Source organism: Pseudomonas sp. EA_15y_Pfl1_P101 (assembly GCF_963970835.1).
Taxonomy (GTDB): Bacteria; Pseudomonadota; Gammaproteobacteria; order Pseudomonadales; family Pseudomonadaceae; genus Aquipseudomonas; species Aquipseudomonas tritici.
The window spans coordinates 19,534-34,660 of sequence record NZ_CAXAPA010000008.1 but is presented as its reverse complement, the minus strand read 5'-3'; the positions used below and the strand labels follow the sequence as shown (position 1 = coordinate 34,660).

Sequence of the window (15,127 nt, the reverse complement as noted above, 5' to 3'; positions counted from 1 at the left end):
GGGCGGCGCCATCTATATCAAACAAGAGTGCCTTGGAGTATGGCACGGGTTTTCGGTTCCGAAGCGCAGGGCCTTTGGGAAACGCCTTACAGTTGGAGTATCAGGGTTTTCAGCGGGGGCTGTTGATCCTGTGAGGGAAAGTCCGCACCGGGCGTCATGATTGTCCAGTCACGCACCGGGCGCCCGGCCTTTTGCGCACAACGCAGCACCTGTTCGCGCCAATCCTCCATGCTGACCTTTGCCAGGTTGTTGCAGCAGATCAGCACGCCGTTGTCAGCGGTGGCAAGCAGTGCGGGTTTGAGCAGGCTTTGATAGTCGCGCAGCAGGTCGACGGTGCCGAACGCGCTCTTGGCCCAGGCCGGAGGGTCCAGCAATACCAAGTCGTATTGACGTTGCTCCAGGCGCGGATAGCTTGGCAGTTTCTGCCCGCGACGCTGGGTGATCGGCAGGCCCGCCAGTTGGCGGATCGCCGGGAAGTAGTCGGATTGCACGAATTGCAGGGTCGGCAATTGTGGGTTCAGCAGGCTATTTTCGCGCCCGACTGCGAGGTTGCCCTCGGCGAAGTCCAGGTTACATACCTCGCGGGCACCACCGGCGGCCGCGCTCAGGCCGACGCCGCAGGTGTAGGCGAACAGGTTCAGCACGCTTTTACCGGCGCTGTGTTCCTTGACCCAGCCCCGGGTGTTGCGCAGGTCGAGGAACAGCAGCGGATCCTGCCCGGCATGCCGCCCGCGTACGCGGTAATTGAGCCCCCACTCGTGACCCACCAGGTCTTCCAGTGCAGCAGGTTCGGCACGATACACCGTGTCTTCGCGGTCAACGCGCGAATTGCCACGGGAACGGTCGTTGTAGACCAGTAGCAATTCCAGGCCCAAGTACTGGTTGATCTGTTGATGCAGGTCCAGCAGGTCTGCCGTTTCCAGGGACTGGTGAAAGCTCTGCACCAGCAGTTGAGGGCCGTAGCGGTCGATGGTCAGGCCGCCAGCGCCTTCCTGGCTGCCGTGGAACAGCCGGTAGCAGTCGGTGTCTTGGGCGTGCAGTTCGCTGATCAGGTCTTGGCGATGATCGAGGGCGGCGCGCAGCGCCTGATTCAAGGAAGACATGGAGCGCGCCTTGCTGGGGAAATGAGGGCGCGAAGTTTAACAGTTATGCGCCGTCGCCTACATCAACCCCATCCGCCGATGGGCCCGTTGCACCGAACCATTGCGCATCGCCCAACGCAGCATCGGCGCACTGCGTTTGACCCCGGCACGGATCATCTGGCGTTGCAGCGGACTCTGGCGCTGACCGAGCATGGCGCTGGCCCAGTCAGGCAGCAGGTCGATCCCGGCTCGCATCATCAAGGCGCCAAAGGGCTTGGCAAGGGCACTGGGGGAGGGCGCATTCAGCAGCAGGCGCAACACTTCCCGGCTGCGGTCATCGCACAGCAACTGCGGACGTATGCGTGCCAGATAATCCGACACTTCCTGCCGGGAATGCGGAACACCCTGCGCGCCCAGACGCTCGGCCACCAAGGCAATTTCACTGTAGTAACGGTCCTGGTCTCGACCTGAAAGGTGCGGGTTGCGGTAGCGAAGGTGGGCGGCCAAGAAGTTACTGACCTCCGCGACATGCACCCAAGTCAGCAGCTCCGGGTCGCTGGCCGCATAAGGTCGCCCGTCCGGCGCATGGCCGACCACCTGCAGGTGAATGGTGCGGACTTTCTCGATCAGCCATTCGGCATCTTTTCGCGCGCCAAAGGTGGTGCCCGAGATGAACTGCGAGGTACGCCGCAACCGCCCGAGCATGTCCTGGCGAAAATTAGAATGGTCCCACACACCCGCCAGGGCCAGTGGGTGCAAAGCTTGCAGCATCAAGGCACTGATGCCGCCGATAAGCATACTGCTGAAATCGCCATGTACTTGCCAACTCACCGAGTCGGGCCCGAACAGACCTGGGTCGCCCTTGGGGTTTTCCAGGTCCAACTGGCCCAGCGACAAGCCGGTCAGGCTCATCAGCTGGTTTTCGATACGGCTGCGGATAAATTCCATGGCGACTCGGGGCTTCCTATCGGTTCAGGCGTTTGTCGATCAAACTCTCTACGACGCTCGGGTCGGCCAGGGTCGAGGTATCACCGAGGCTGTCGAGTTCGTTGCAGGCGATCTTGCGCAAAATCCTGCGCATGATCTTGCCGGAACGGGTTTTCGGCAAGGCCGGGGCCCATTGGATCAGCTCCGGCTTGGCAAAGCTGCCGATTTCCTTGCTGACCAACGCCAGCAGGTGCTCTTTCAGCGCGTCGTCGGGTTCCACCCCATTCATGGGCGTGACAAACGCATAGACGCCCTGGCCTTTGACGTCGTGGGGGTAACCCACTACGGCGGCTTCGGCCACCAAGTCATGCAGGACCAGCGCGCTCTCCACCTCGGCGGTGCCGATGCGGTGGCCGGACACGTTGATCACATCGTCGATGCGCCCAGTGATCCAATAATCGCCGTCTTCGTCGCGTCGCGCGCCGTCGCCGGTGAAGTAGTAACCGGGGTAGGGTTTGAAATAGGTGTCGATCATGCGCTGCGGATCGCCGTACACACTGCGGATCTGCCCGGGCCAGCTGGCTTTGATCGCCAGCACGCCGCTGCCGGCGCCACTGAGTTCCTTACCTTGTTCATTCAGTAATACCGGCTGTACACCGAACATTGGCTGGGTCGCGCAACCGGGCTTGATCCGCTGGGCGCTGACCAGTGGGCTGAGCATGATGCCGCCGGTTTCGGTTTGCCACCAGGTATCCACAATCGGGCAGCGCTGTTCGCCCACCGCGTTGAAGTACCAGTCCCAGGCTTCCGGGTTGATCGGTTCGCCGACGCTGCCCAGCAAGCGCAGGCTGGCGCGGGACGTGTTCTCCAGCGGGCCGTGGCCTTCGCGCATCAACGCGCGCAAGGCAGTGGGCGCGGTGTAGAAGATGTTGACCTTGTGCTTGTCGATGACCTGCCAGAAGCGCGAGCTGTCCGGGTAGCTTGGTACGCCTTCGAACATCAGCGAGGTCGCGCCATTGGCCAGCGGGCCGTACACGATGTAACTGTGGCCGGTGACCCAGCCCACATCGGCTGTGCACCAGAACACTTCGCCGTCGCGGTAGTCGAGCACGTATTTGAAGGTCATCGCCGCTTGCAGCAGGTAACCGCCCGTGGTGTGCAGGACGCCCTTGGGTTTACCGGTGCTGCCGGAGGTGTAGAGGATGAACAGCGGGTCTTCGGCGTCCATCGGCTCGGGCGGGCAGTCGTCGCTTGCGGCATCCAGAGCCTGTTGATACTTGAGGTCGCGGCCTTCGGTCCAGTTAACGGTCGCACCCGTGCGTTCCACCACCAGCACCGTACTGACGTTCGGGCAGTTGGTCAGGGCTTTGTCGACATTCTGTTTCAGCGCCACTGGCTTACCGCCGCGCACGCCTTCGTCAGCGGTGATCACGGTGCGGCAGTCTGCGTCGAGAATACGGTCGCGCAGGGCGTCCGGCGAGAAGCCACCAAACACCACGGAATGCACCGCGCCAATCCGCGTGCAGGCGAGCATGGCGTAGGCTGCTTCCGGGATCATCGGCATGTAGATGCACACCCGGTCGCCTTTCTTCACGCCGCGGCTTTTCAGCACATTGGCCAGGCGGCTGACGTTCTGGTGCAGTTGGCGGTACGTGATTTTGGAAGAATTTTTCGGATCATCGCCTTCCCAGATGAAGGCCGGCTGATCGGCGCGTTGCGCCAGGTGGCGGTCGATGCAGTTGTAGCTGACGTTCAATTGGCCGCCGGCGAACCATTGCGCAGCACCGGTCTTGATGTCTGAGGTTTGAACGGTGTGCCAAGGGGTTATCCAGTCGAGAAAGCCTTTGGCCTGTTCAGCCCAGAACGTGTCCGGATGATCGATGGATTGGCGATAGAGGCGTTGATAGTCCTCTTGACTGAGTTGCGCAGCCCGGCGGACGGCATCGGCGGTGGGGAACGTGCTGATATCGAACATGAGCGATCCTTATTCTTGTTTTAGCCACAAGTCATAAAGATGCACCCTGCAGGGGGAGGGTTCAAGGCCAACCTCCAAACGGACGTTGGCCCTGCAATACCTGAATCAGCCGCGGTGACGACCACGGAAGTAGTTGATCAGGCCCTGAGTCGACGCATCGTCAGCCAGGGTTTCCTCGGCACCGGTCAGGCGGTTGTAGACGCCCTTGCCCAGCTCTTTGCCAAGTTCCACGCCCCATTGGTCGAAGGCGTTGATACCCCAGATCACGCTCTGCACGAACACTTTGTGTTCATACATGGCAACCAGCGCGCCCAAGCGACGCGGGCTGATACGCTCGACCACAAGGGTGTTGCTCGGACGGTTGCCCGGGATCACCTTGTGCGGGGCAAGCTTCTGCACTTCTTCTTCCGAGATGCCCTTGTCGCGCAACTCGGCTTCGGCTTCGCTGCGGGTCTTGCCGAGCATCAGCGCCTGGCTCTGGGACAAGCAGTTGGCATACAGCCACTGATGGTGGTCGGACACCGGGTTGAAGCTGACGATTGGCACGATGAAGTCGGCCGGGATCAGTTGGGTCCCTTGGTGCAGCAACTGGTGGTAAGCATGCTGACCGTTGCAGCCCACGCCGCCCCAGATCACCGGGCCGGTATCGGTAGACACTGGCGTGCCGTCCTGCCGCACGCTTTTGCCGTTGGATTCCATGTCCAACTGCTGCAAGTGTTTGGTGATGTTACGCAGGTAGTGGTCGTACGGCAGGATCGCATGGCTTTGCGCACCCCAGAAGTTGCCATACCACACGCCCAGTAAGCCCAGCAGCACCGGCATGTTGGCTTCGAATGGCGCGTTCTGGAAATGCTGGTCCATGGTGTAGGCACCGGACAGCAGTTCCTTGAAGTTGGACATGCCGATGGCCAAGGCGATGGGCAAACCGATGGCTGACCACAGCGAGTAACGGCCGCCGACCCAGTCCCACATCGGGAAGATGTTTTCTTCGCGGATACCGAAAGCCACGGCGGCCGCGTTGTTGCTCGACACGGCGATGAAGTGGCGATACAGCTCGGCTTCCGAGCCACCCTGGGCCAGGTACCAGGCGCGGGCGGCCTGGGCGTTTTTCAGGGTTTCCAGGGTGTTGAAGGATTTCGACGAGACGATAAACAGGGTGGTCTCGGCGCGCAGCTTCATGGTTAGCTCGTGGAACTCGCTGCCGTCAATGTTTGCCAGGTAATGGCAGCGCACGCCTTTATGCGCGTAGGACAACAGCGCCTCGGAAACCAGCTCCGGGCCGAGGAACGAGCCGCCGATACCGATGTTCACTACGTCGGTGATCGGCTTCTCGGTGTAGCCACGCCACAAACCGTCGTGGATGCGGCCGACCAGGTCAGTGATCTGGTTCAGCACCTTGTGCACGTCCGGCATGATGTTCACGCCGTTGACCGACAGCTTGTCACCCACTGGGCGGCGCAAGGCGGTGTGCAGGGCAGGGCGGCCTTCGGAGGAGTTGACTGGCTCGCCTGCGTACAGCGCATCGATCGCGCCTTTGAGATTCACTTCCTTTGCCAGGGCCACCAGCAGGTCGCGGGTTTCGCTGGTGATCAGATTTTTCGAGTAATCGAGGAAAAGTCCGCAGCTGCTCAAGGTGAACTGGGAAAAGCGCTGAGGATCGGCATTGAACGCTTCGCGCATGCTGAAATCCTGCATGGCTTGGCGGTGTTGATTGAGCGCTTGCCAGGCGGGCAGAGCGGTAACGTCATGAGGAGTGCGGTAGTACGCCATCGCTGCGGGTTTCCTTTTATTACGGGGACTGCCTTTAGGACACTTCTGAGCCCGGAACGTCCAGTCTTTCATCAAGGAATGGGTTCGGGACAGCGCTAACCATAGCGCAGGGCAATTACATTAAACCTAGCGTGTCGATATGTCTTGGTTTTGTCTGCGCTTATGCCGGTACTTTTTTGCACCGGCACTTTTTATTGACGCAGCGAGAAGGGCAACTGCAAGGGGTCAGTCGAGGGTCAGATGCAGGTTGTCGATGAGGCGAGTGGCGCCCAGGTAGGCGGCTACCAGAATGACGATATCCCGATCCTCGGCAGTGGCCGGGCGCAGATGCACACCCTGGCGTACTTCGAGGTAGTCCAGGCGCAACCCGGCGGCTTCGATTTGCTGGACCTGTTCGGCGCGCAACGTCGCGAAGTCGTGGTCACCGGCTTTGATCGCAGCAGCGATCAGGGTGAGGCAGCGGTACAGCACCGGCGCAATAGCGCGTTGCTCGTCGGTGAGGTAGCCGTTGCGTGACGACAGCGCAAGGCCGTCGTCGGCGCGCACGGTGGGTTCACCGATGATCTGGATCGGCATATTCAGGTCATGGACCATGGCGCGGATCACGGCCAGTTGCTGGTAATCCTTCTGGCCAAACACGGCCATGTCCGGCTGGACCATGTTGAACAGTTTGCTGACCACCGTTGCCACACCTTCGAAATGCCCCGGGCGGCTGGCGCCGCACAGGCCTTCGGACAGTTGCGGCACGCTGACGCGAGTTTGGCCGGTCATGCCCCCGGGGTACATTTCTTCGACAGTAGGTGCGAACAATAGACTGCAACCGGCTTGCAGCAGCTTTTCCTGGTCGGCAGCCAAGGTGCGCGGGTATTTGTCCAGGTCTTCACCGGCGCCGAATTGCAGCGGGTTGACGAAGATGCTGGCGACGACGAAGTCCGCCTGCTGGGCTGCCTTGGTCACCAGTGTGGCGTGACCGCTGTGCAAGTTGCCCATGGTCGGCACAAAGCCTATGCGCTTGCCGGCGCTGCGGGCTTGAGTCACGGCAGCACGCAATTCGCGTACGGTTTTTACGGTGTTCATGCAGAGAATCCGTGTTCGGCGCCAGGGAACGTTACGCCTTTGACTTCAGCAACATAGGCGCTCAATGCGTCGTGGATGCTGGCCTGGCCAATCATGAAATTCTTAACGAATTTTGGCACGCGGCCGGTGATCGACAGGCCGAGCATGTCGTGTAACACCAGCACCTGGCCATCGGTTGCGGAACCCGCGCCGATACCGATGACTGGCACTTTGACGGCCTGGGTGATTTCGGCGGCCAGTTCGCTCGGCACGCACTCGAGCAGGATCATTGCAGCGCCTGCTTGTTCCAGGGCGATTGCATCGGCACGCATCTGCCGTGCCTGCGCTTCATTGCGGCCCTGTACCTTGTAGCCGCCGAGGAGGTTCACCGACTGTGGCGTCAGGCCCATGTGTGCGCACACCGGCACACCACGTTCTGCCAGTAGGCGGATCGATTCGGCAAGCCAAACCGCGCCTTCAACTTTGATCATGTGCGCACCGGCTTGCATCAACTTGCCGGCATTCTGGAAAGTCTGTTCGAGCGTCGCGTAACCCATGAACGGCAGGTCGGCGATGATAAACGCGCCGTCGTTGCCGCGCTTGACGCTGGCCGTGTGGTAGGCCAATTCATCGGTGGTGACGGGCAGGGTGCTGTCATTCCCTTGAAGAACCATGCCCAGGGAGTCGCCCACCAGCAACACTTCAACCCCGGCCTGGCAGCTGGCGTGGGCGAACGTGGCGTCATAGCAGGTCAGCATGGTGATTTTTTCACCCTTGAGCTTGAGGCTCTGCAAGGTGGTCAGGGTAATGTCTGGCATGAAAAGGGTCCTCGTTCAGGCGCTTGGAAACAGCGAGTAACGCGCGTGAGTCTTCGTTTATTCAGGCGCACTGTCTTGAGAGCAGTGCTTATAAGGCCTGGATTGCGCCCTTTAGCGCCGGGTTGGCGGCAGCGGGACGCCTATAGTCGTGAGGAGGGCACGGGAAGTCAATTGGATGTGTTACCGCATTGTTACGATGGCTGTGTTACCGCTGTTACTGACGCGATTCAGCAAGTGGGAAAGCGATTTTAAGTGCGCAGGCTCCCACATTGACCCAGTCAGTCTTGGGGCAAGCGTTCCAGGCCGAGAAACGGGCAGGCGGCCAGCAAGTCGCTGAGCATTTGACCGTTGGGCAGTTGCAGCGCTGCGGGCGCTAGCTCGGCCAGTGGATACAGCACAAACGCCCGCAGGTGCATTTGATAGTGCGGCACCTTGAGGCGCGGCTCGTCGATCAGGCGATCGCCAAACAGCAGGATGTCCAGGTCGAGAGTGCGCGGGCCCCAACGCTCAAGGCGTTCGCGGCCTTGATCGTTCTCGATGGCTTGCAGCGCATCCAGCAGTTCAAGGGGCGCAAGGCTACTGTCCAAGGCAGCAACCGCATTGGTGTAGCGCGGTTGGCCTGGGAGCAGGGAGTCACTTTGATAAAAGGCGGAGACGCCAGCAACGGTGGTGCCTGGCAATTGTGCCAGCGCTTCGATAGCGCTGCGCAATTGCTGATCCGGGGCAGCCAGATTGCTGCCCATGCCGATGTAGATACGCTCCACGTTTATTCGCCTGCAGCGCCCGAGGCGTCAGCCGAACTGCGCTTGCGTTTGGTGCTGCTGCGGCGGCGCTTCTTAGGGCCAGCGCCTTCGCCATCGCCTTTGCTGCCGAGGTCACGAATCATGTCGCGGCGCTCGCTGTCATTGGCGTCCTGGTAGTCGGTCCACCATTCGCCCAGGCCGTCGGTCTGCTCGCCGGCGCTTTCGCGCAGCAGCAGGAAGTCGTAGCCGGCGCGGAAGCGCGGGTTATCCAGCAACAGATCGGCGCGTTTGCCGCTGCGACGTGGCAGGCGCTCCTGCATGTCCCAGATCTCGCGGATCGGCAGGGTGAAGCGTTTGGGAATGGCGATGCGTTGGCACTGCTCGACGATCAACTCATGCGCGGCTTCTTGCATGGCTGGAATCGGCGGCATGCCACGATCCTGCAGGCGCAGTACGCGTTTTGGCAGGGCTGGCCACAACAAAGCGGCAAACAGGAACGCCGGGGTGACCGGCTTGTTCTGTTTGATGCGCAGGTCGGTATTGATCAGCGCTTCGCTGATCAAGGTGTGGGTGTACGTCGGGTTGTGTTCCAAAGCCTCGGCGCTGGCCGGGAACAGTGGGTCGAACAACTGCAGGTCCACCAGCATTTCAAAGGTGTCGGCGGCGTAGCCCGAAAGGAACAGCTTGAGCACTTCCTCGAACAGGCGTGCCGAGGGAATCTCCCGCAGCATCGGTGCCAGTTCGCGAATCGGCGCGGCGGTGTGCTTCTCGATGCCGAAGTTCAGCTTGGCGGCGAAACGCACGGCCCGCAGCATGCGCACCGGGTCTTCCTGGTAGCGTTGTACCGGGTCGCCGATCAGGCGGATCAGGTTATTACGAATATCGTGTACGCCATTGGCGTAATCGAGGATGCGCTCGCTGACCGGGTCGTAATACAGGGCGTTGATGGTGAAGTCGCGTCGCTGCGCGTCTTCTTCCAGGGTGCCATAGACGTTGTCGCGCAAGATGCGCCCGCTTTCGTTGCGGGAAGATTGATTGGTGTCTTCCTCTTCATCGTTTTGCGGGTGGCCTGCACGGAACGTCGCCACTTCGATGATTTCGCGACCGAAGTGGATATGCACCAGCTTAAAGCGCCGGCCGATGATCCGCGCATTGCGGAATTCGGCACGCACTTGCTCAGGCGTGGCGCTGGTGGCGACGTCGAAGTCTTTCGGCGTGATATTGAGCAGCATGTCACGTACGCAGCCACCCACCAGATAAGCCTGGTAGCCGGCGTTCTGCAAACGTTCGACGATGTTCACCGCATAACGGCTGAATTGAGCGCGCTGCAATGAATGCTGATTGCTGTTAAGCACTTCAGGCGTGCTGCGAATGTGTTGCGTACGACGCAAGGGAGAACGGAATGACTGGAACAACTTCTTCAGCATGGGATGCACTGTTTGAAGGAATGTTCGGCCATAACGAAGAATGACCGCATGATGGGCGGGGATTCTAGCATTTAGTCAGGGGATGGTGTAGGAACAAGCTGCAAGCCCCAAGCCAAAAGCTTCAAGAGGTTGCTGGAAGGCCAATTCGCAGAAACTACAAGGGGAGCCGAAGCTCCCCCAGAAGTAGTTGCGTGCTCTATTTTTATTATTGGTTGCGGGCTTCTTGTTTTTGTTGATCGCCCTCGCCATGAAGCTTCACCTTCATGACACTCCCAATCGGGAGTCAAGAGCAAACGGATTGCTTTGGTTGCTGTGTTGCTGATCTACGATCCAACCAGTTCAGGCTCTGCCTTAGGGCAGTTTTTGTTGTTCTCGGCCTGGTTGCGGGGTAAGCCCCAAATGCAACGCCTCTCCAAAAGAATCAGTTAGCTGCGCCTCCGCCGTGTTGTTTTTGTTATGCGTGAGTCGATTCGTCTTATTTTTATTGTCTTGTACTAAGCTTGTTATTGTTTTTGTACTAAGCATATAGCAGGGTGCGTGCCAACTTTTGCGCCGTCCAGCAAATCCGGGGTGTTGAGGTGCTTTCGGGTGTTTGATGGACCAAAAAAAGCCGGGGCTTCGTTACCGTAAGCCCCGGCTTTTGTTACGCGAAATATCCGCGGTAACAGTTTTTTCACATCTGTGGGTGTTACCTGTGGGGGCGCACCCTCAACTCTCGCTGGCCACACCGGTCTTGCGCCGTGGAATGCCCAGGCGCTGGCGGCGTTCCCACAGGCACTTGCGGCTCACGCCCAGTTTGCGTGCCAGCTCGGTCTCGGTCATATGGTCCTGATGCTCAAGGACAAAATGCTGGAAGTAATCTTCCAGCGACAAATCTTCCGTCGGCTCATGGCTGGTATTGCTACCGCCGCCCTGTTGTGGGGCCAGGCCGATGAAGTCGTCGTCGTCCAAGTCGCTCAGTTCGATATCGATGCCCAGCAGCTCGGCGGAAATCTCCGGGCTTTCCGACAGAATTACCGCGCGCTCGACCGCATTTTCCAGTTCCCGCACGTTACCCGGCCACGAGTAATGCCGAATCGCCTGCTCGGCATCCGGCGCAAACTTCAGGTCGGTACGGTTGATGCGTGCGCTCTGGCGCAGCAGGAACGCGCTGGCGATCTCGTTGACGTCGGCGCCGCGTTCACGCAGGGCCGGCAGCTTGAGGGCGATCACGTGCAGGCGGTAATACAGGTCTTCACGGAACTGCCCGATCTTGGCCAGGCTTTTCAGGTCACGGTGGGTGGCCGCAATCAGGCGCACGTCGACCTTTTGCGATTGCACCGAACCGACACGGCGAATCTCACCTTCCTGCAGCACGCGCAGCAAACGCGCCTGGGCTTCCAATGGCAGTTCGCCGATTTCATCGAGGAACAAGGTGCCACCGTCCGCCGCTTCCACCAGGCCCGCACGCCCGGCGCTGGCGCCGGTGAACGCGCCTTTCTCGTGACCGAACAGTTCGGACTCGATCAGGGATTCAGGGATGGCCGCGCAGTTCACCGAAATCATCGGCGCCTTGGCGCGCTTGGACAGATTGTGCAGGGCGCGGGCCACCAGTTCTTTACCGGTGCCTGATTCGCCTTGGATCAATACATTGGAGTCAGTCGGCGCGACTTTGCGGATCTTGCTGTACAGATCCTGCATGGGCGGGCACGAACCGATGATGCCGATTTCGCCATTGCTGTTATCAACCCCTGGCTTGTCGGCAGCTTTGCTGGCGGGACGCTGTTCGGCAGGCGCGCTGCTGACCGACTGACGGTCGCGCAAAATACGCGCCACCGCCTGGAGCATTTCGTCATGGTCGAAAGGCTTGGCGATGTAGTCCACCGCGCCCATCTTCATGGAGTCCACCGCCGAACGCAGGCTGGCGTAGCTGGTCATGATCAGCACCGGGGTGCCTTGGCCGAGCTTGATCAACTCGGTGCCAGGTGCGCCAGGCAGGCGCAGGTCACTGACAATCAGGTCGAACGTGGGAATGCTGAATCGCTCCTGGGCTTCCTGCACAGAGCCGGCTTCGCTGACCTGGTACTGATTTCGTTCAAGCAGGCGACGCAAGGCAGAGCGGATAATGGTTTCGTCTTCGACGATCAAAATGTGCGGCATTGATTCAATTCTCTCGACGGTCTCAGTTCACAGCGGACGTCGCTTCGACATGACGCGGCAAGGTCACCCGAATACGGGTGCCGCGTTGGCTTTCTGTGTCAGCCGGGCTGTCGATGGTGATTTGTCCATAATGCTCTTCAACGATGGAATAGACCAGTGCAAGGCCCAGACCGGTACCTTCACCTGGGTCCTTGGTGGTGAAGAAGGGTTCGAACAATCGGTCCATGATGTTCTGTGGAATACCGCTACCTTCATCTTCGACGATCAGATCGACCGTATGTTCGAAAGCCTCGGTCTTGACGCGTACCGCGCTGCCGGCGGGGGTCGCATCGCGGGCGTTGGACAGCAGGTTGATCAGCACTTGGGCCAGGCGTTGTGAGTCGCCATCTACCCAGTGGTCCGGGTCGCACAAGTTGAAAAACTGTACTTCGAAATTACGCCGGTTCAAGGCGAGCAAGCCTATGGCATCCTGCGCCACTTCGGCCAGGCACACGGCTTCGTCCTGGTTCTGATGGCCGCCTGCGTGGGCGAAGCTCATCAGCGACTGCACGATCCGCGAGACGCGCTTGGTCTGTTCGAGGATTTGCCCGCTGATCTCGGTAATTTCGCCGTCTTCTTCTCGCTCTTCCCTTAGATTCTGCGCCAGGCACGCGATACCGGTGATCGGATTACCGATTTCATGGGCCACCCCCGCTGCCAGTCGACCGATACTTGCCAGACGCTCGGAGTGCACCAGCTTGTCTTCGAGCATCTGGGTTTCGGTCAGGTCTTCCACCAGCAACACCAGGCCGCTGTTGCCGGGGGCGAGGGGTTCATCGATGGCGGCCTTGTGCAGGTTGAGCCAGCGTGTCTGGCCGTCGAGGGCCAGATGCTGCTTGTGCAAGTGCTCGTCGGGCAAGTTGATAAAACCTTGCAGCAATTCTTTCCACGGCTCGCCCAGGGTATTGAGGCGTGAACCGACGACGCGTTGTGCGGGGATGCCCGTGAGCTCTTCCATGGCCTTGTTCCACATCAGGATCTCTTGATCCTTGGCCAGGGAACACACGCCCATGGGCAGTTCCTGCAGGGTCTGGCGATGGTAGCGGCGCAGGGCGTCGAGTTCGGCGGCGAGACCGGTGAGGCGGGAGTGGTAATCCTCCAGCCGGCTCTCGATGAAATGGATGTCTTCGGTGACATAGTTTTCGCCGCCAGCCTTATAGGGCAGGAACGTTTCCACCATGTCCTGGGCCACGCTCGGCCCCATCAGCCCCGACAGGTTGGCTTCGATACGATCACGTAAACGACGCAGCGCGTAGGGGCGGCGTTCGTCGAACGGCAGGTACAGATCGCGCAGCGCCTGTTCGACTTCCTTTTGCGCCGCCTTGGCGCCCAAAGGCTTGGCCAGTTGCGTGGCGAACTCCTGGGGCGAGGCCGCATGCAATTCACGCCGTTGCGGGCGACGCACGTTATCCACCGCACAGGCTTCGGCGGCGCTGGTTTCTTCCGCGCTTGCGTTGGTGAACAGCGAGATCAGGGTGAACATCAAGACGTTGGCGGCCAAGGACGCAATCGCCGCCATGTGCCAACTGGTGTCATCCAGCACGTAAATCATGTTCAGCAACGGAATGTAGAAGCCCTGCAGGTTGCCGACCAGCGGTAGCAGCATGGTCACGACCCACACCAGGATCCCCGCCAGCAAGCCGGCGATAAACCCACGGCGATTGGCGGTCGGCCAGTACAGTACCGACAACACACCCGGCAGGAACTGCAAGGTGGCGACAAAGGCAACGATACCCAGGTTGGCCAGGTCTTGCCCGGCGCCCAGCAGCAGGTAGAAACCGTATCCGGCCATGATGATCGCAACAATCAGCGCGCGGCGCGTCCATTTCAGCCAGCGGTAGATGTTGCCTTCAGCCGGCGGCTGGTAAAGCGGCAATACCAAATGGTTGAGTGCCATGCCCGAAAGCGCCAGGGTCGTGACGATGATCAACCCGCTGGCCGCTGACAAACCGCCGACGTAAGCCAGCAGTGCCAACGCGGGGCTGTTGGCGGCAATGCCGATGCCGAGGGTGAAGTATTCCGGGTTGGTGGTTGCCCCCAGTTTCAGGCCCGCCCACAGGATCAGCGGCACAGCCAGGCTCATCAACAGCAGGAACAGCGGCAAACCCCAGCTGGCGCTGACCAGCGAGCGCGGGTTGAGGTTTTCGGTGAAGGTCATGTGGTACATGTGCGGCATCACGATCGCCGAGGCGAAGAACACCAGCAGCAGCGTGCGCCATGGGCCTTCCTGCAGGGGCGTGTGCAGGGCGGCGAGGGCGGTCTGGTTTTGCAGCAGCCACAACTCCAACTGTTGCGGGCCGTCGAACACACCGTACAGCGCATAGAGGCCGACGCCGCCAATGGCGATCAGCTTGATCACCGACTCGAAGGCAATCGCAAACACAAGGCCTTCGTGTTTCTCGCGGGTGGCGATATGGCGTGAGCCGAAGAAAATCGTGAACAGGCTGATCAGCGCGCAGAACGCCAGGGCGACTCTATGTTGCACCGGCTCGCGGGTGAGGATGCTGATGGAGTCGGCCACGGCCTGGATTTGCAGGGCCAGCAACGGCAATACACCGATCAACATGAAAATGGTGGTCAGTGCGCCGGCCCAGGTGCTGCGAAAGCGGAACGCAAACAGGTCGGCCAGGGATGACAATTGATAAGTGCGGGTGATCTTCAGGATCGGGTACAGCAACACCGGCGCCAGCAGAAACGCGCCGGACACCCCGAGATAGCTGGAAAGAAAGCCATAACCGTATTGATAAGCCAGGCCGACGGTGCCGTAAAACGCCCAGGCACTGGCATACACGCCCAGGGACAAGGTGTAGGTCAACGGATGGCGAATGATCGCCCGCGGAATCATTCCGCGCTCACTGATCCAGGCGACGCCGAACAACGCGGCCAGATAGGCGGCGCTTATCAGCAGCATCTGGGTGAGGCTAAAGCTCATCGGCATCTTTTTGGCTCTGCAGGATGAAAGTCACGACGATCAGAATCAGCCACAGCAAATAAGGGCGATACCAGGCGCCCGTGGCGTCGATCCACCAATCCATGATGGCGGGAGAAAACAGGTAGATCCCGACGACCAGCAGCAGGACCAATCGATAGATGTACATGTTGGCCTCTGATTGAAAAACTGCGGCGATGGTAACGGATGCTTGGCAAGCTG

General features: G+C 60.1%; 11 protein-coding genes. All 11 read right to left on the bottom strand.

Annotated elements, in window-relative coordinates; all coding sequences use genetic code 11:
- Positions 1-86: 86 nt before the first annotated feature.
- The 11 genes from AACY36_RS14075 to AACY36_RS14025 all read right to left on the bottom strand — a co-directional run bounded on the left by AACY36_RS14075 (position 87) and on the right by AACY36_RS14025 (position 15,074).
- On the bottom strand, positions 87-1,103 hold the full coding sequence (locus tag AACY36_RS14075; protein WP_339420300.1) for a class I SAM-dependent rRNA methyltransferase: 1,017 nt from the start codon (positions 1,101-1,103) through the stop codon (positions 87-89).
- 57 nt (positions 1,104-1,160) lie between these two features.
- Positions 1,161-2,030: an oxygenase MpaB family protein gene (locus AACY36_RS14070; protein WP_339420301.1), complete on the bottom strand. Its 870-nt coding sequence runs from the start codon at positions 2,028-2,030 to the stop codon at positions 1,161-1,163.
- 16 nt (positions 2,031-2,046) lie between these two features.
- On the bottom strand, positions 2,047-3,984 hold the full coding sequence (gene acs, locus AACY36_RS14065; protein WP_339437533.1) for an acetate--CoA ligase: 1,938 nt from the start codon (positions 3,982-3,984) through the stop codon (positions 2,047-2,049).
- Positions 3,985-4,089: 105 nt separating this feature from the next.
- The gene (pgi, locus tag AACY36_RS14060) at positions 4,090-5,754 is read right to left on the bottom strand and encodes a glucose-6-phosphate isomerase (RefSeq protein WP_339420303.1); all 1,665 of its coding nucleotides are present in this window, start codon (positions 5,752-5,754) and stop codon (positions 4,090-4,092) included.
- 225 nt (positions 5,755-5,979) lie between these two features.
- Entirely contained in the window at positions 5,980-6,831 is an 852-nt protein-coding gene (gene panC, locus AACY36_RS14055; RefSeq protein ID WP_339497245.1) for a pantoate--beta-alanine ligase, read from the bottom strand.
- Positions 6,828-7,628, bottom strand: coding sequence for a 3-methyl-2-oxobutanoate hydroxymethyltransferase (gene panB, locus AACY36_RS14050; protein WP_049711503.1), 801 nt, complete (start codon positions 7,626-7,628; stop codon positions 6,828-6,830). Before panB ends, panC begins: the two co-directional genes overlap by 4 nt.
- A gap of 278 nt (positions 7,629-7,906) precedes the next feature.
- On the bottom strand, positions 7,907-8,392 hold the full coding sequence (gene folK / locus AACY36_RS14045) for a 2-amino-4-hydroxy-6-hydroxymethyldihydropteridine diphosphokinase (protein ID WP_339420305.1): 486 nt from the start codon (positions 8,390-8,392) through the stop codon (positions 7,907-7,909).
- Positions 8,393-8,394: 2 nt separating this feature from the next.
- Positions 8,395-9,798, bottom strand: a complete 1,404-nt coding sequence (locus AACY36_RS14040; protein ID WP_065875682.1) for a polynucleotide adenylyltransferase PcnB — start codon at positions 9,796-9,798, stop codon at positions 8,395-8,397.
- 708 nt (positions 9,799-10,506) lie between these two features.
- Positions 10,507-11,937 carry a sigma-54-dependent transcriptional regulator gene (locus AACY36_RS14035; protein WP_339420306.1) on the bottom strand — a complete coding sequence of 477 codons (1,431 nt, stop codon included), beginning with the start codon at positions 11,935-11,937 and terminating at the stop codon, positions 10,507-10,509.
- A gap of 22 nt (positions 11,938-11,959) precedes the next feature.
- Positions 11,960-14,914 (bottom strand): sensor histidine kinase, encoded by a 2,955-nt coding sequence (locus AACY36_RS14030; protein ID WP_339420307.1) that lies wholly within the window; start codon positions 14,912-14,914, stop codon positions 11,960-11,962.
- Positions 14,898-15,074, bottom strand: a complete 177-nt coding sequence (locus tag AACY36_RS14025; protein WP_003176118.1) for a hypothetical protein — start codon at positions 15,072-15,074, stop codon at positions 14,898-14,900. The genes AACY36_RS14030 and AACY36_RS14025 overlap by 17 nt, the downstream gene beginning before the upstream one ends.
- Between the last annotated feature and the right edge of the window lie 53 nt (positions 15,075-15,127).